The 15,900-nt window shown below is 74.7% G+C and carries 12 protein-coding genes; 3 read left to right on the top strand and 9 right to left on the bottom strand.

What is annotated here, in order from left to right; all coding sequences use genetic code 11:
* Positions 1 to 37: 37 nt before the first annotated feature.
* From AC2A1K_RS02645 to mfd, 7 genes are all read right to left on the bottom strand, one after another.
* The gene (locus AC2A1K_RS02645; protein ID WP_483894768.1) at positions 38 to 943 is read right to left on the bottom strand and encodes a lytic transglycosylase domain-containing protein; all 906 of its coding nucleotides are present in this window, start codon (positions 941 to 943) and stop codon (positions 38 to 40) included.
* A 46-nt stretch (positions 944 to 989) separates the two neighbouring features.
* On the bottom strand, positions 990 to 2,240 hold the full coding sequence (efeB, locus tag AC2A1K_RS02640; protein WP_483894767.1) for an iron uptake transporter deferrochelatase/peroxidase subunit: 1,251 nt from the start codon (positions 2,238 to 2,240) through the stop codon (positions 990 to 992).
* A gap of 13 nt (positions 2,241 to 2,253) precedes the next feature.
* Positions 2,254 to 3,354: an iron uptake system protein EfeO gene (gene efeO / locus AC2A1K_RS02635; RefSeq protein WP_483895085.1), complete on the bottom strand. Its 1,101-nt coding sequence runs from the start codon at positions 3,352 to 3,354 to the stop codon at positions 2,254 to 2,256.
* A gap of 150 nt (positions 3,355 to 3,504) precedes the next feature.
* Positions 3,505 to 4,371 (bottom strand): iron uptake transporter permease EfeU, encoded by an 867-nt coding sequence (gene efeU, locus AC2A1K_RS02630; protein ID WP_483894766.1) that lies wholly within the window; start codon positions 4,369 to 4,371, stop codon positions 3,505 to 3,507.
* Between the two features lie 151 nt (positions 4,372 to 4,522).
* Positions 4,523 to 5,440, bottom strand: a complete 918-nt coding sequence (locus AC2A1K_RS02625) for a nucleoside triphosphate pyrophosphohydrolase (RefSeq protein WP_483894765.1) — start codon at positions 5,438 to 5,440, stop codon at positions 4,523 to 4,525.
* Between the two features lie 18 nt (positions 5,441 to 5,458).
* Complete coding sequence (locus AC2A1K_RS02620) at positions 5,459 to 6,448, bottom strand: hypothetical protein (RefSeq protein WP_483894764.1); 990 nt, start codon at positions 6,446 to 6,448, stop codon at positions 5,459 to 5,461.
* A 146-nt stretch (positions 6,449 to 6,594) separates the two neighbouring features.
* Positions 6,595 to 10,248: a transcription-repair coupling factor gene (mfd, locus tag AC2A1K_RS02615; protein WP_483894763.1), complete on the bottom strand. Its 3,654-nt coding sequence runs from the start codon at positions 10,246 to 10,248 to the stop codon at positions 6,595 to 6,597.
* 460 nt (positions 10,249 to 10,708) lie between these two features.
* Between mfd and AC2A1K_RS02610 the strand changes: the two genes are divergently transcribed.
* On the top strand, positions 10,709 to 11,986 hold the full coding sequence (locus AC2A1K_RS02610) for a PQQ-dependent sugar dehydrogenase (protein WP_483894762.1): 1,278 nt from the start codon (positions 10,709 to 10,711) through the stop codon (positions 11,984 to 11,986).
* A 368-nt stretch (positions 11,987 to 12,354) separates the two neighbouring features.
* On the top strand, positions 12,355 to 13,302 hold the full coding sequence (locus tag AC2A1K_RS02605; RefSeq protein WP_483894761.1) for an endonuclease/exonuclease/phosphatase family protein: 948 nt from the start codon (positions 12,355 to 12,357) through the stop codon (positions 13,300 to 13,302).
* On the opposite strand, the gene AC2A1K_RS02600 is transcribed toward AC2A1K_RS02605, so the two are convergent.
* Together AC2A1K_RS02600 and AC2A1K_RS02595 are read right to left on the bottom strand one after the other, a co-directional pair.
* The gene (locus AC2A1K_RS02600; protein ID WP_483894760.1) at positions 13,299 to 13,796 is read right to left on the bottom strand and encodes a hypothetical protein; all 498 of its coding nucleotides are present in this window, start codon (positions 13,794 to 13,796) and stop codon (positions 13,299 to 13,301) included. The genes AC2A1K_RS02605 and AC2A1K_RS02600 overlap by 4 nt on opposite strands.
* A gap of 275 nt (positions 13,797 to 14,071) precedes the next feature.
* Entirely contained in the window at positions 14,072 to 14,938 is an 867-nt protein-coding gene (locus tag AC2A1K_RS02595; RefSeq protein WP_483894759.1) for an RDD family protein, read from the bottom strand.
* A gap of 378 nt (positions 14,939 to 15,316) precedes the next feature.
* Between AC2A1K_RS02595 and AC2A1K_RS02590 the strand changes: the two genes are divergently transcribed.
* Complete coding sequence (locus tag AC2A1K_RS02590; protein WP_483894758.1) at positions 15,317 to 15,841, top strand: hypothetical protein; 525 nt, start codon at positions 15,317 to 15,319, stop codon at positions 15,839 to 15,841.
* Positions 15,842 to 15,900 lie beyond the last annotated feature (59 nt).

The following is a 15,900-nucleotide window of genomic DNA, read 5'->3' as shown; positions in this document are numbered from 1 at the left end:
CGCTCAGTGTCTGCGACGCCACGTCGCTGACACGTCGCTAGCCCTGACTGGCGCGGGCGTACTGGTCGGCGGCGGCGTAGACGCGGCGGCCGTACTCGTCGGAGTTGTTGTAGGAGAGCACCGCGGAGCGCCAGCCCGGGCCGGTCGCGAGGTCGCGCTCGTTGGCGCACAGGTAGCGCCCGGCCGCGAGGGCGGCGTCGTCGATGTTGTTCGGGTCCGCGACGCCGTCGCCGTTGCCGTCCGAGCGCCACTTCGCCCACGTCGACGGGATGAACTGCAGCGGGCCGACGGCGCGGTCGAGGGCCGCGTCACCGTCGAGGACGCCGCCGTCGGTGTCGCCGATGGTGCGGTTGCCACCGGTGCCGTCGAGCGGGACGCCGATGATGCGCGGGGTGACGTCGCCGCTGTCGGCGATCGACGCGCCCCGGTAGCGACCATGGTTGGACTCGATGCGCGCGAGGCCGGCGATCGTGACCCACGACAGGTTGCAGTCGGGCTGCTCGCGCTTCACGGCCTGGTCGGCGACGCCGTACGCCTGCAAGGCGCGGGCGGGGACGTCGACGCGGCTCGCGATGCCCTCCGACCAGCCCGCCAACGAGGTCTGCTGCCCGCCGCCCCCGGCCGACGGGATCGGGGCGAGCGCGTCGGGCTGGGCGACCGTGCCGAGCTGCACCGGCGCGGGCGCGACCTCGAGCGCCGGGATCTCCTCGGCGCCCGCGTCCTCCCGGCCGAACTCGCCCTGGTCGTTGACGAGGACGACGGTCGCGACGACCGCGAGCAGCAGCACGACCACCAGCCCCAGGCGCCCGAGGACCGCGAGCCGGCGCCGCGGGGGTGCCTGGTCTCCACCGGAGCCCTCGGTGACACCGCTGCGCACCGTCGACCGGCGCGGCACCGGCCGTCGGTCGCGGGATCCCGGGGTGGGGTCGGTCGGCGCGCTCATCGTGAAGCAGATTACGGCGAGGGATTCACCCGTCCGTCGGGGGCCGTCACCCGAGGACCGACTGCCCCCAGTACGCGCCGTCGCCGAGCCCCGGCGGCACCGCGAACACCGCCGATCCGGTGTGGTCGATGTACTCCATCATCTTGTCGAAGCGGGCCAGCTGGCTCTGCATCGGCACGAACTGCCGGTGCGGGTCGCGCATGAACGCCACGAAGAACAGGCCCGCGTCGAGGTGCCCGAGCCCGTCCGAGCCGTCGACGAAGTTGTAGCCGCGGCGCAGGATCCTGGCGCCGCCGTTGTTCTGCGCCGACGCGAGGCGGATGTGCGCGTCGACCCCGATCGGCGAGTCCGGCGCCAGGTTGGGGACGTCGAACTCCTGCGCCTGGCCGATCGGCGCGCCCTCGCCCTTGGTGCGCCCCGTCAGCGACTCCTGCTCGGTGAGCGACGTGCGGTCCCAGGTCTCGACGTGCATCGAGATCCGGCGCGCGACGAGGTACGTGCCGCCCACCATCCACGGCGGCCCCTGCTGCGGCGGCACCCAGACGTGCTCGTCGAGCAGCGCGCCCTCCTCGGCCTTGAGGTTGTTGGTGCCGTCCTTGAAGCCGAAGAGGTTGCGGTGGGTCTGCTGGGCGGTCGACGTCGACGACGTCCGCCCGAAACCGAGCTGCGACCATCGCACCGCCGTCGTCCCGAACCCCGTGCGCACCAGGTTACGGACGGCGTGCACGGCGACCTGCGGGTCGTTGGCGCACGCCTGCAGGCACAGGTCGCCGCCGGAGAACGCCGGGTCGAGCTGGTCCTGCTGGAACGGCGGGAGGTCGGCGAGCTCGGGCGGGCGCGGGATGCCGAGCTTGTCGAGCAGGCTCCCGCCGATCCCGAAGGTGATGGTCAGCGCCGCCGCGGGCAGGCCCAGCGCCTCGCCGGTGTCGCTCGGCGGAGCCTCCGGGTTGCGGTTCACGGCCCCGCCGGGCGCGGCCTCGGCCCCGGCGACCATCCGCTCCGCCGCCGTCGTCCAGCGCTGCAGGAGGCTGACCACCGCCCGCCGGTCGGCCGTCGTCAGGTCCAGGGCGACGAAGTGCAGCCGGTCCTGGGCCGGGGTGACGATCCCCGCCTGGTGCGGGCCGCGGAACGGGACGACGCCGCCCGACGGGTCCGGCAGGCCGTCCGACCCCGCCTCCGATGCGGACTCCCCGGCCGCGAAGCCGGCGACCGCGCCCGCTCCGGCCAGGGCGGCGCCGGCGCCGGTCCATCCGAGGAGCCGGCGCCGGGAGATCCCCCGAAGTCCCGACCGGGTCATGTGGCCCTTTCCGTCACGTGGTCACCAGGCCGGCGACCTGGCTGACCGGCTCGCCGAGGGCGTCGACGGTCTGCGTCATGCGCTGCTTGTCCTGCTCGGTCAGCTGGGTGTACAGCACGTATCCGTCGCCGGAGCGGTACTGCTCGAGGAGCGCGTCGACGTCGGCGAAGCGCTGGTCGAGCGTCGGGCCCAGCGCCGGGTCGCGCTGGTCGATCGCCGGGCGCAGCGCGGCGACCGCCGCCTGCGAGCCGTCCACGTTGGCGCGGAAGTCCCACAGGTCGGTGTGCGAGTAGCGGTCCTCCTCGCCGGTGATCTTGCCGGTGGCGACCTCGTCGAGCAGCTCCTTCGCCCCGTTGGCCAGCTGGACCGGGGTCAGCTGCACCGTGGCGGCGCGGGCCTGCAGGTCGCGCAGGTCGACCATCAGCTGGTCGGCCATCGCGTTCGAGTCGGGCTGCAGGCCGGTGACCCACAGGTCCTTCTCCAGGCGGTGGTACCCGGTCCACGCCACGCCCGGGTCGCGCTCGTCGTCCTCGCGGCCGTCGACGCGTGGGTCGATGTCGCCGAACGACTCGGCCACCGGCTCGATACGCTCCCAGTAGGTGCGCGAGACCCCGAAGAGGGCCTTGGCCTGCTCGACGTTCCCGGCCTTGATCGCGTCGACGAACTCCTGGGTGCGCGCGATCCCGGCCTCGATCTGGGAGTTCGTGTAGCGCTGGTACCCCGCGACCGCGGAGGCGAGCAGCGCGTCCTGCGAGGTCGAGCCGGGGACGCTGCCCGTGACGTTGAACGGCGCGCGGATGCCGTCGCCGACCATGCCGGGCTTGCAGGCCGTCGTGTACTGCCCGCCCTGCGGGATCTCGACGATGAGCTGGCGCGACAGGCCAGGACCGATGTTCTCGACCTCGCCGACGATCCGGTCGCCGGTGCCGTAGACGTAGAACTCGGTGATCTTGGTGCCGGTGTTCTGCACGGAGAACGCGATGTTGCCGGCGGGCGCCTCGGTCGCGGAGACCTCGCAGGCGGTGTCGGACGCGCGGACCTGGATGGGTCCGCCCTGTCCACCCTGCCCCTGGGGCGGGGGTGCGGTGCTCGTGCACGCGGCGAGCGCGAGCATCGCCAGCGCCCCTCCCAGCACCGTGGTCGAGCTCCGCTTCGCTCCGTCTCCGGCCGCGAGGATCCTGCGGGACATCGTTCTCCTCCATCGGGCGCGCGTGGTGCACGCCGGGTCGTTCGGGGTTCGGGGGATGCGGGCGCGGACGGCGGGTCAGACCGCCGTGTCGGCCGTGTCGGTGGAGCTCCCGGGCGCCGGGCCCGTCTCGTTCGAGGCGGCCCGCCGCCGCGGCTTGCGCAGGAAGAGCGTCAGCACGATCGCGACGTAGAGCACCCACACCACGGCCTCTCCGACCGTGGTCTGCGGGGAGAAGTTGAAGACGCCCTTGAGCAGGACGCCGTACCAGGAGTCGGCCGGGACGGCGGCGCTGACGTCGAACGCCAGGGTGTTCAGGCCCGGCAGGATGCCGGCCTCCTGCAGGTCGTGGACGCCGTAGGCGAGGATGCCCGCCGCGACGAACACGAGCAGCACGCCCGTGACCGTGAAGAACCTCCCGAGGTTGAGCCTCACCGCGCCGCGGTAGATCAGGTACGCGAGCACGATCGCGATCGCGATACCGAGGAGGAAGCCGACCAGCGGGCCCGTGGTCTCCCCCGCGGCCTGGGCCGCCGCGAAGAAGAACACCGCCGTCTCGAGGCCCTCGCGCCCGACCGCCAGGGCCGCCATGACGACGACCGCGACGGATCCCATCGCGATCGCCTTCTCCAGGCCCCCCTCGAGCTCCGCGGCGATCGTCCGGCCGACGCGGCGCATCCAGAAGATCATCCAGGTGACGAAGCCGACCGCGATGATCGACAGCGAGCCGCCGAGCGCCTCCTGGGCCTCGAACGTCAGCGCCTGCTGGGACAGGGTCAGCGCGAGGGTGACGCCGACGCTCACCACGATCGCCACGCCGACGCCGAGCCAGACCTTCGGCAGCTCGCTCCGGCGGTCGGTCCGGACCAGGAACGCCACGAGGATGCTCACGACGAGGGAGGCCTCCAGCCCCTCGCGCAGCCCGATCAGGACGTTCCCCAGCATGGCGTCCTCTCAGCTCCCACTCAGGCGATGCTTACCTGGCGTGAGGTGAGGCTAGCCTGATCCACCCGGTAGACGGAAGAGACCGAAGGTCCCGCCCGGATGTGACCACAGCCCGTGGTCGAAACGTCCGATTTGCCGGCGGAAGGTGCCCTCAGACTCCGGGCGAGAGGACCCAGTACCGGCGCCACGCCTCCGCGTCCAGTGCCGTCGGGTCCTCTCCCGCGGCGCGGGCCGCCGCCTCCGCCGTGCGCACCCGACGCGACAGCGCGGCGGCGGTCGCCCGCAGATCTCCCTCGGGGTCGGCGCGCGCCGCCGCGGCCGTGAACAGCGGATCGTCCGACACGGCCGTGAGAAGGTCCTCGGGCACACCGGCGCGACGGGACCGCGAGAGGTACTTCGCGACGAGCGCCGCGGCCGGCTGGGCCTGCGCGACGCCGTCGAGAGCGGAGTGGCGGCGCTTCTCGACCGCCTTGAGCTCCTCCCAGCGGACCTGCTGCTCGCCAGGAGTCGTGACAGGGCCGGTGATCGTCTCGCCGTCGCCGAAGACGTGCGGGTGGCGGCTGACCAGCTTGGCGACGAGCTCGCCCGCGACGGCGTCGATCCCGAACGGGTCGGCCGCGTCCTCCTCGGCGATCCGGGCGTGGAAGAGCACCTGGAGCAGGACGTCGCCGAGCTCCTCGCGCACCGCGACGCGGTCGTCGTCGGCGACGGCGTCGTAGAGCTCGTAGGTCTCCTCGACGAGGTAGCGCAGCAGCGAGGCGGGCGTCTGCGCCGCGTCCCAGGGGCAGCCGCCGGGCGAGCGCAGCCGGTCCATGACCCGGACGGCCTCGAGCAGCTCCGTGCCGGGGGGCGCGTCGGCGTTCCCGGGGACGAGCTCGACGACGGTGCCGTCGACGGCGGGCGCGTCGGCGTGGACCGCCCCGAGGTCGCGCGCGAACGCGTCGGCGACGCCGGCGGGGAGGTCGGGGTGCAGCCGGACCTGGTCCGCGGCCGCGACCGTGCGCACCGCCCCGGCGGGCAGGACCGCGCCGAGCCGGGGGTCGACGGCGACGGTCTCCCGCCCGCTCACGGGCCTGTCACGGGGCTGTCACGGGGCCGGGGTGCGGACCGGGGTGACGACGCCCACCGCCCCCGGGTTGTCGACCACGTCGAGTTGCGTCGGGTCCCACGCGCCGTAGCGCGGGCTGACCGTCACGCCCTGCTCGAGCGCGAGCGGCTGGAGCTGGCGCAGCCCGAAGCCGAACATCGTGTCGTCGTCGACGTCGCGCGCCGGTGTGATGCCGGGGCCCGGTGGGGGAGCGTCGAGAGTGCGCTCGAGGACGTGGATCACCGACCACGGACCCTGCGCCGGGTCCTGACCGCCGGCCTGCGAGGATCCGCCCGGCGTGATCGTCACCGTGCCGGCGGGCAGGCCGAACAGCAGCGACGACGCCGACGACCGGATGCCCCCGCCCTGGTCCTGGCCCGGGCGCAGCGTCAGCCCGTTGGCGCCGGCGCCCTGCTGGCCGAACAGCCGCGGGGCGCGCGACGGGTCGCCGGCCACCTGGCGGGCGAGCGCCTCGGCCGACGCGCGGTCGGGGGCGGTGGCGTAGTCGATGGTGACCGAGAGGCGGTCGAAGACCTCGCGGCCGATGTCGCCGGCGGCGAGTTGGTCGGCGACGAGCCCGCGGATCGTCGCCGGGTCGAACCCGCTGCCCTGCGCGGCGGCCTCGGCACCTCCGGCGCGCGCCAGCGCGGCGTCCACGCGCTGCGGGGCGACGACGATCCCGTCGCGGCGCGACTGCTCGGCGATCAGCTCGTGCAGCACCCGCACCGTGACCAGCCGCCGCGACTCCTGCGCGAGCAGCTGCGGCGGGATCGGCGAGCCGGGTGCGATGCCCTGCCGCGCGGCCTGCTGGTCGACGGCGATCCGCAGATCCGGGACCGCGGTCCGCAGATTGCTCTGGATCTCCTCGATCGGGATCACGGTGTTCCCGACGATCGCGGCCGCGCCCGCGCGGTCGGGACCGGTCCCGCACCCGGCGAGGACGAGCAGTGCCACGACGACCGAGGCGACCAGCGCTGACAGGCGACGCACGGGCGTCACCTTCTCACCCGCCCGACCTGCGGCCGCACGCCGCCCGGCTGATCGGCGCCCGGGTGGTGCAGCGAACGCGCTGTTCGCTGCTTCTATGCGCGCGAAGTCCCCGTTCGCGGCGACGCCCTGGATCCTCGGGGCGGCGATCAGGTCCCCGCGGCCGCCGGTGCCGGGAACAGCTGGCCGAACAGCTGCTCGCACCAGGCCAGCAGCGCGAGGTCGCGCAGCGGCGCCGCGCCCATGCGCACGGGGCCTCGTGCTCCCGACAGGCCGTCCGAGCCCTCGACGGGCCGGGGCAGGGAGAGGGTGCGCGAGGCCGCCTTGTACTGCGCGCGCGGGTGCAGGCGCTTGAGCCGCATCTGCATCGACTCGGGCAGGTCGACCGGCGCGAAGCGGATCTGGTTGCCCTGGCCCGCGACCTCGGTGATCCCGTGGCGCCGGCACGCCTGGCGGAACGCGGCGACCGCGAGCAGGTTGGTCACCGGCGTCGGCGGCTCGCCGTAGCGGTCGACGAGCTCCTCGCGCACCGCGTCGAGCGCGTCGGCGTCCCCCGCCTCGGCGATCTTGCGGTAGACGTCGAGGCGCAGGCGCTCGGTGTCCACGTAGTCGTGCGGCACGTGGGCGTCGATCGGGAGGTCGACGCGGACCTCGGCGAGCGGCTCCTCGCCACCGTCGACGTCGGTGTGCGCCTTGAACGCCTCGACGGCCTCGCCGACCAGGCGCACGTAGAGGTCGAAGCCCACGCCCGCGATGTGACCCGACTGCTCGGCGCCGAGGATGTTGCCGGCACCCCGGATCTCGAGGTCCTTCATCGCCACGGCCGTGCCCGCGCCGAGCTCGGAGTGCTGCGCGACGGTGGCGAGGCGGTCGTGGGCGGTCTCGGTGAGCGGCTGGTCGGGCGGGTAGAGGAAGTACGCGTAGCCCCGCTCGCGGCCGCGGCCGACACGTCCGCGCAGCTGGTGGAGCTGGGAGAGCCCGAGGGTGTCGGCGCGCTCGACGATCAGGGTGTTGGCGTTGGAGATGTCCAGGCCGTTCTCGACGATCGTCGTGCACACGAGCACGTCGTGCTCGCGCTCCCAGAACTCGTTGACGGTGCGCTCGAGGCGCTCCTCGGCCATCTGCCCGTGGGCGGTGGCGATGCGCGCCTCGGGCACGAGCCGTCGCAGGCGCGCGGCCGCGTCGTCGATCGAGCTCACCCGGTTGTGGATGTAGAAGACCTGCCCGTCGCGCAGCAGCTCGCGCCGGATCGCCGCGGCGACCTGCTTCTCCTCGTAGGCGCCGACGTAGGTCAGCGTCGGGTGCCGCTCCTCGGGCGGGGTGAGGATCGTCGACATCTCGCGGATACCGGCGAGGCTCATCTCGAGCGTGCGCGGGATCGGCGTCGCCGACATCGACAGCATGTCGACGTGCGCTCGCAGTCCGGTGATGTGCTCCTTGTGCTCGACGCCGAAGCGCTGCTCCTCGTCGATGATCACCAGCCCCAGGTCCTTCCACGTCACCCCGGTCTGCAGCAACCGGTGGGTGCCGACGACGACGTCGACGCTGCCGTCGGCGAGGCCGCGCAGGACGCCGTCGACCTCCTTGGCCGGCGTGAACCGCGAGAGCCCCTTCACCGTGATCGGGAAGTGGTGCATGCGATCGGTGAACGTCTGCAGGTGCTGCTGGGCGAGCAGCGTCGTCGGCACCAGGACCGCGACCTGCTTGCCGTCCTGTACGGCCTTGAACGCCGCGCGCACCGCGATCTCGGTCTTGCCGTAGCCGACGTCGCCGGAGATGACGCGGTCCATCGGGACCGCCTTCTCCATGTCGGCCTTGACCTCGTCGATCGCCGACGCCTGGTCGGGCGTCTCGGTGAACGGGAACGCGTCCTCCATCTCCCGCTGCCACGGGGTGTCGGCCGCGAACGCGTGCCCGGGCGCGGACTGGCGCGCGGCGTAGAGCTGCACCAGCGACGCCGCGATGTCGCGGACCGCCCTGCGTGCCTTCGACTTCGTCTTCGACCAGTCCGAGCCGCCGAGCTTGTTCAGCGTCGGCAGCTCGCCGCCGACGTAGCGGCTGACCTGGTCGAGCTGGTCGGTGGGTACGAACAGACGGTCCGAGGCCTGGCCCCGCTTGGAGGACGCGTACTCCAGCACGAGGTACTCCCGCGTGGTGCGCGCGGGACCCGTGCCGGTGGTGCGCTGCGTCATCTCGACGAACTTGCCGATGCCGTGCTGGGCGTGGACGACGTGGTCGCCGGGCTGCAGCGTCAGCGGGTCGACGGCGTTGCGGCGCTTGACCGGGGCGCGCTTGACCGAGCCCTCGGTGCCCGCGCGGGTGCCCGTCAGGTCGGTCTCGGTGACGATCGCCAGGGACGTGCCGCCCGCGGTGACGCCGTCGGCGAGCGACCCGCGGGTGATCGTCACGACGCCGGCCTCGGGCGCGCCGAGCAGGCCCTCGTCGGCGAGCCGGACCGGCACCTCGTGCTCGCGCAGCTGCTCGGCGGCGCGCTGGGCGGTGCCCGCGGCGGGCACGACGAGCACGCCGGTGCCCCCGGCCGCGGCCAGCGCGCGCAGGTCGGCGGCGGCGCGCGGGATGTCGCCGCGGTAGGCCTCGACCGCCGTGAACCCGGGCCGCAGCACCCGGGCTCCGTCGCGGGTGTGGGAGTCGTCCTCGACGTCCGGGTCGGTGGCGAGGCTCGACAGCGTCCACCAGGGACGGCCGGCCTTCGCCGCGACGGCGCGCACGTCGCCGAGCTCGCGGTACGCCGAGGCGCCCAGGTCGATCGGCGACCGCCCATCGATGCCGTCGGCCGCCGCGAGCCACGACGCCTCGAGGAACTCCTGGCCGGTGCGCACGAGGTCGGCAGCACGGGTGAGCACGCGCTCGGGATGGCACACGAGCACGTGCCCGCCGGCCGGCAGCAGCTCGGGCAGCAGCGCGAGCTCGGGCGCCTCGCCACTGTCCTCGTCCCCGGCGCCGAGCAGGGCCGGGATCAGCGACTCCATGCCCTCGGACGGGATGCCCTCCGCGACCCGGGTGAGCAGCTCGCCGAGCGCCTTGTCCCTGGTGTGCTCGGCGGCGAGCGCGGCGGCGCGGGCGCGCACCGGCTCGGTGAGCAGCAGCTCGCGGCACGGCGGCGCGACGACCTCGACCGGACGGGAGTCGGCGCCGTCGCCGGGCAGGGAGCGCTGGTCGGCGACCGAGAAGCAGCGCAGCTCCGAGACCTCGTCGCCCCAGAACTCCACACGCACGGGCGCGACCGCCGTCGGCGGGAACAGGTCGACGATGCCGCCGCGGACCGCGAACTCGCCGCGCTTCTCCACCATCTCCACGCGCGCGTAGGCGAGGTCGACCAGGCGGGCCGTGAGCGCCTCGAGCTCGTACTCGGTGCCCTCGGCGAGGCGCACCGGCTCGAGGTCGCCGAGCCCGGGGACGACCGGCTGGATGAGGCTGCGGGTCGCGGTGACCACCACACGCAGCGGGACGTCGGGGGTGTCGTCGGCCTCGGGGTGGGCCAGGCGGCGGAAGACGGTGACGCGCCGGCCGACGGTGTCCGCCCGCGGGGACAGGCGCTCGTGGGGCAACGTCTCCCAGCTCGGCAGGTACGCCACGGAGTCGGGGCCGAGCAGCTCGCCGACCGCGCCCGCCAGCTCCTCCGCCTCGCGCTCGGTGGCGGTGACCACGAGCACCGGAACCCCGGCGCCCCCCTCGGCGGCGAGCGCGGAGGCGACGAACGGGCGCAGGCCCGTGGGCCCCTCGACCGCGGCGTCGCGCCCGGCGGCGGCGACGACCTCCTGCAGGCCCGGGTCGGCCAGCACGGGAGGCAGCAGGGGCGCGAGGAGCGCTGAGGGTGCCGTGGACGGAGCGGGAGCGGCGAGCGACGCAGCGGGCGACAACGCGAAGGGACCCTTCGACGGACCGTCGGGGCGCGACCTCGTGGAGGATCGCGCGGGGGATGCCTCCAGGGTACGTGCGCACCCCGACGACGATCCCGCGGCGTCGGGCGCGTGGCCCTCTCGCCGGTTGACATCCGGGCCACGCGGGTTCGGGGACGCCGGCGATCCGCCACCGGCGCCCCCGGGCCCCGCGACGTCCGTGCGTGCCCCCCGGTCGATCCGCACGGGCTCTCTCGGCGCCGCGGAAAAAGTACCGTGCGGTCCGTTCACCGACAACAGCAGGTCCCGGACCCGGACCGGCGGGCGAGAAGCCCTGCACAACGGGCGGTCGCGACGAGGGCCCCCACGAAGATCGGACAGGGCACGCGGCATCATCGTCGCCGTGACCCCGAGCCGATCACGCCCGGCGCGCACGCACTCGACCCTGGTCGGGGCTCTCTCCGCGCTGCTGGCCCTGGCCCTCGCCGCGTGCGGTGGGGGCACCGAGCAGACGTCCGCCGCACCGCCCAGCGGCGGCGGAGCGGGCGCCGCCGCGCCGTCCGTGCCGACCACGACCGCACCGTCGGGCACCGCCCTGCGCGTCGAGACCGTCGCGGGCGACTTCGCGAACCCCTGGGACGTCGCGTTCGTCGGCGGCGACCGCCTGCTCGTGACCCAGCGCGACGGGTCGTTGTCGCTGGTCACGGGCCTCGGTCCGGGAGCGCGCGTCACGCCGGTGACCGCCGACCTCCAGGACGTCTACGCCCGCGGCGAGGGCGGGCTCATGGGCATCGCCACCGCCCCGGACGTCGAGACCTCGGGCACGTTCGTCACCTGCCAGACCCACCAGGAGGGCGGCCGCCCGGTCGACGTCCGCGTGGTGTCGTGGCGCCTGTCCCCCGACGGCGCGAGCGCCGAGCGGGTGCGCGACCCGCTGGTCGGCGGCCTACCGATCAACCCGTCCGGGCGCCATTCCGGCTGCCGGCCCACCTACGCCCCCGACGGCATGCTGCTCGTCGGCACCGGCGACACCGCCCGCGCGACCATCCCGCAGGACCGCAACTCGCTCGGCGGCAAGGTGCTGCGGGTCGACCCGGCCACCGGCGGCCCGGCCCCGGGCAACCCGTTCGCCGAGTCCGGCAGCGCGGCCGAGCGACTGATCTCGGGCTACGGGCACCGCAACGTCCAGGCCGTCGCCGTCCAGCCCGGCACCGGGCGCGCCTGGAGCGCCGAGCACGGCCCCGACGTCGACGACGAGGTCAACGTCGTCATCCCGGGCTCGAACTACGGGTGGGACCCCGCGCAGGGCGGCGAGTCGCCCGGCGGGTACGACGAGGACGTGCCGATGACCGACCTCCGGCGCTACCCCGACGCCGTCCCCGCGGCGTGGAGCTCGGGCGACCCCACCGAGGCCATCAGCGGCGCGACGTTCCTCGACGGCCCGGCCTGGGGGGACATGGCGGGGATGCTCGCGGTGTCCGCGCAGAGGGGCGAGAAGCTCCTCCTCATGCGTCCCGGCCAGGGCGCCGACGAGAACCGGATCGTCGAGGTCACGGTGCCGGCGGAGCTCGACGGCGAGTTCGGACGCCTGCGCGGCGCGCGCCTCGGTCCCGACGGCGCGCTCTACCTCACCACCGACAACGGGTCGGACGACTCGATCCTGCGCGTGACCCGCGGGTGACCGACCGGCCCGGGCCCGAGCGGTACACGCCCGGCGGGTACCGCCCGAGCCCGCCCGGAGCTCCGGGCGGGCGGCCCGGTCCACGACAGGGGCCACCGCCGGGACCCGCGGGACCCGTGTGGCGGCCCGGCCCGGCCCCGGGCCGTCCCGCGCCGGGCCCGCCCACGCGCCACCTGCCCCCGCCCGGGACCAGCGCGTCGAGGCCACCCGCGGGTCCCACCGAGGCGCTGCCCCGTCACGACGCCCCACCACCACCACCGCCACCGGCACCGGCACCGGCACCGCCACCGGCACCCCGGCGCCCGAGACCGGGCCGAGCGTGGCGGGACCGCTTCCCTGCACCCGGTCCGGGGGCGATCGCCGCGGCCGTGGTGCTCGGCCTGCCCGCCGCGACCGTCACGTTCTCCGACCTGCTCGGGATCGACGACCGCACCCCGTTCGTCCAGACGATCGCGTTCCGGCCCCAGCTCGCGGCCGGTCTGTTCGTGCTCGGCGGGCTGGTCCTGCTGCTCTCGCGCCGCGCCTGGCCGAGCGCGCTCGCTCTCGGGCTCGTCGGCGTGCTGGGGTTCGGGATGGTGCTGCCGCGCGCGGTCGGCTCCTCGGAGACGGGCGCGACCGGCGGCCCGGAGCTGACCGTGCTCACCGCCAGTGCCTACCTCAGCCGCGCCGACCCGGACGCACTCGCGTCGCTGATCAGCAGCCGCACCCCGGATGTCGTCGTCCTGCCCGAGGCCCGCGGCACGCTGCGTGACCGGCTCCAGCAGGCGCTCGTCGACGAGTCCGGCGGCGAGGCCGGCCGGAGCGGGTACCGCGTCTTCGCCGCCGACGCCCGTCGCGACGACAGCCCGATGACCGTCTTCGTCCGCCGCAGCGCGGGCCGGCCGACCGTGACGCCGAACCGCGACACCGAGTTCCCGTCGCTCGTCGTCGACCTGCCGAACGTCGACGGACAGGCGGTGCGGGTGGTCGCCACGCACCCCCAGTCACCCCGCCCCGGCGACACCAACGCCTGGCGCCGCGACGTCGAGGCACTGTCACGCTGGTGCACCGGGGAGCGCCCGACCGTCGTGGCCGGCGACCTCAACGCCACCCTCGACCACGCCGAGCTGCGCGCGGCGACCGAGGGCTGCACGGACGCCGCGAGCGACGTCGGCGAGGGCCTGGTGGGCACGTGGCCCGCGGCGGCGCCCCGCCTGCTCGGCGTCCAGATCGACCACGTGCTCGTGTCCGGGGGGCCGCGTGCCCGGGAGGTCGAGATCGTCGACGTCCCGGGCAGCGACCACCGCGGGGTCCTCGCGCGGGTGGGCCTGGGCTAGAACAGCGAGCGCCCCGGACCCACCCCGGCGCCCGGGCGTCGGACCGCTCGGTCCACGCCGCGCTGGGCCGGCAGGCCCGGCGCGTGGACGTCCTCGAGGCCGCGGCGCCAGGCCTCGTCGAGCGCGCTGCGGGCGCCCTCGCGGACCGCGCGCAGCATGTCGTGCATGGACACGGCGAGCGGCCGGGGGATCAGCGGCGAGTCGGCCAGCCGACTCAGCGGCTCCAGGCGAGCGACCGCGTCCCGGAAGAGCGCCGCGGCCGCCGCCGGTCCGTCCGGCGGCTGCGCGACGATGCGGTCTCCCAGCGCGGCCTGCCACTGCCGCACGCGCTCCGCGAACGCCGCGGACAGCCGCTCGAGCAGCCGTGCCTCCACGTACGACCCGAACCCGCCCCGCACCGGGCCCAGACCGTCGATGGCGGGGTTCTCGCCCCGCCGGAACGCCTCCAGCCAACTGACCCACACGGCGTAGCCGCCACGTGCCGGCGCGCTCACCGCCGGTCCCCCTCGTCGGGCAGGAATGCTCTCGAGCTCACGTCGAAACCGCCTTCTCCACGTTCCGGCCGGGCCGGTCGTGTCGTCCGTGTCGTCAGGCGCCACCCTGCGCCCAGGTACGGCCCGGAAGTCGTTCGGCAGTCACCGTCCGTTTCGCCGAACGACCGGAAGAGTTCAGGTTCGCTCGCCCGGCCCAGTCGGTGGTCACGAACGAGTGACGACGACCGCACGATCCATGCGGCGACCGAGGCGGTTGTCCGCCCGGCGAAACGACCTCACGCCCGGACGACGAGAGTCTTGGCCGCCATGTCCCCGACGCGCTGGTGACGGGCCGAGGTCGACATGACGACGAGACCGACGACGCCCGCGAACAGACCGTCCACGATGAACAACAGCCACCGCACGACGCACTGCCCGAGCGTCGGGACGGCGCCGTCCTCCTCGCGCACGATCCGCAGGTTCAGCCACGTCATGCCGGGCGTCTGACCCTGGTGCGTGGACGGCCAGTAGGCGTAGACGACGAAGCCGCTCGCCGCCGAGAGGATCAGCGTGATGACGTAGCCGATCCCGATGATCGTGAAGGCGGTGTCGGGGCTCCCCGATGCGGTGGCGCTGCCGATGCCGATCACGATGAACAGCACGACGAGCGGCGGCACCGCCGCCAGCAGCGCGTCCAGGATGTACTGGCCGACGCGGGACCCGACGACGTCGGTGGGGTCGCCGGCCGGCATCGGAGCGCCGTGGCCGTACTGGCCGTAGGGCTGCTGGCCGTAGGGCTGCTGGCCGTAGGGCTGCTGACCGTAGGGCTGCTGACCGTAGGGCTGCTGACCGTAGGGCTGCTGACCGTAGGGCTGCTGACCGTAGGGCTGCTGGCCGTAGGGGTGGCCGTACGGCTGCTGCCCGTAGCCCGGCTGGCCGTACTGCGGGCCGTATCCCGCGTCGGGCTGAGCGAACGGCTGGCCGTATCCCGGCTGCTGGCCGTCGGCGGGCGGTTGCTGGCCGTACGGCTGTCGGCCGTAAGGCTGCTGCCCCTGCGGACCGACGCCCCCGGCGGTGGGCTCACCGGAGCCGGACTGCTGCTGATAGCCGCCCGACGTCGATCCGAAACCTGACTGCTGCTCGTATCCGCCGGGGTTGCTCACGCTCTGTTCTCCCGAAGTCGTCGACGAGAGCGCTCCGCTCCCCGTTGGCTGCACACCGTAGTGCTCGATCGGCGCAACGGTCCGGTCCGCCCGATCTCCGGGCGTCCACCATCCGTCCGTGGCCCGCGGCACTGCGCCCATCGCGCGGCAGCATGCCAGCGCCTGGTCACACAGGGCACTGAGGCCGGGCCGTCCGGGGCACCGCCTCGCCCGCAAGGAGTGACGACGGCGCTCACGCTGCGCTGTCGGCGCAGCTCGCGGACGGGATCACTCCTTTGCCCACCGTCCCTCGCCCGGCTGGAGCATGACACCCGAGGGACCTCGCGCGTTGGGTGTTAGGTCAGGTCACGACACCGCAACACCCGGGAGGAGGTCACGATGGCCGTCCCGCCCCGGCCCGCCGCCACCGCGGGCTCTCCGACCACGTCGCCGGTCGCCGCCGTGCCCGCCCCACGGCACGCGACGACCACGGCGACCGGCACCTCCACCGCCGTCGTCGACGCCCCGGGCACCGAGGTCGCCGGCCTCGCGTGGATCGTCCGCGAGGTCACCCACGTTCCCGGCGTCCTGCGTCTGCGCGACGGGCGGCTGAGCTTCGAGTCCACGCGCGGCGTGCTGTTCGAGGGGACGCCGACCGAACTGGACCTCGAGGTCCCGCGGTCGTCGCGCTCGGGGCTGCGCGTCGTCGCGGACGGCGAACGCCTGCGCATCTGTGTCGTCCGGCCCGCCGGGGGCGTCGCCCCGTGCGGCGACCTCGTCGAGCGGGCCGCGAACGACCGGCCCGTCACGTCCGGGGAGATGGACTCCTGGAGCGTGTGGCGGCCCCTGCTCGCCCCCGAGCAGGCGGGCACGCGCTCCGGTGCCCGCGTGCGCCGCGCGCTCACGTTCGCGCGGCACGGCTGACACGCCCGGCCGGCCCGTCGAGCGTTGTCGAGCGTCCGCGACGGGGGCCCACCGATGAC

It is taken from the genome of Actinomycetospora sp. 2LY8.5 (assembly GCF_057180585.1).
Note: the sequence above shows the minus strand (reverse complement) of the source record. Positions and strands in the feature narration are given on the sequence as shown.

Coding starts and splice junctions, on each gene's coding strand:
- AC2A1K_RS02645 (WP_483894768.1), bottom strand. CDS start 943: ATGAGCGCGCCGACCGACCCCACCCCGGGATCCCGCGACCGACGGCCG.
- efeB (WP_483894767.1), bottom strand. CDS start 2,240: ATGACCCGGTCGGGACTTCGGGGGATCTCCCGGCGCCGGCTCCTCGGA.
- AC2A1K_RS02590 (WP_483894758.1), top strand. CDS start 15,317: ATGGCCGTCCCGCCCCGGCCCGCCGCCACCGCGGGCTCTCCGACCACG.
- efeU (WP_483894766.1), bottom strand. CDS start 4,371: ATGCTGGGGAACGTCCTGATCGGGCTGCGCGAGGGGCTGGAGGCCTCC.
- efeO (WP_483895085.1), bottom strand. CDS start 3,354: ATGCTCGCGCTCGCCGCGTGCACGAGCACCGCACCCCCGCCCCAGGGG.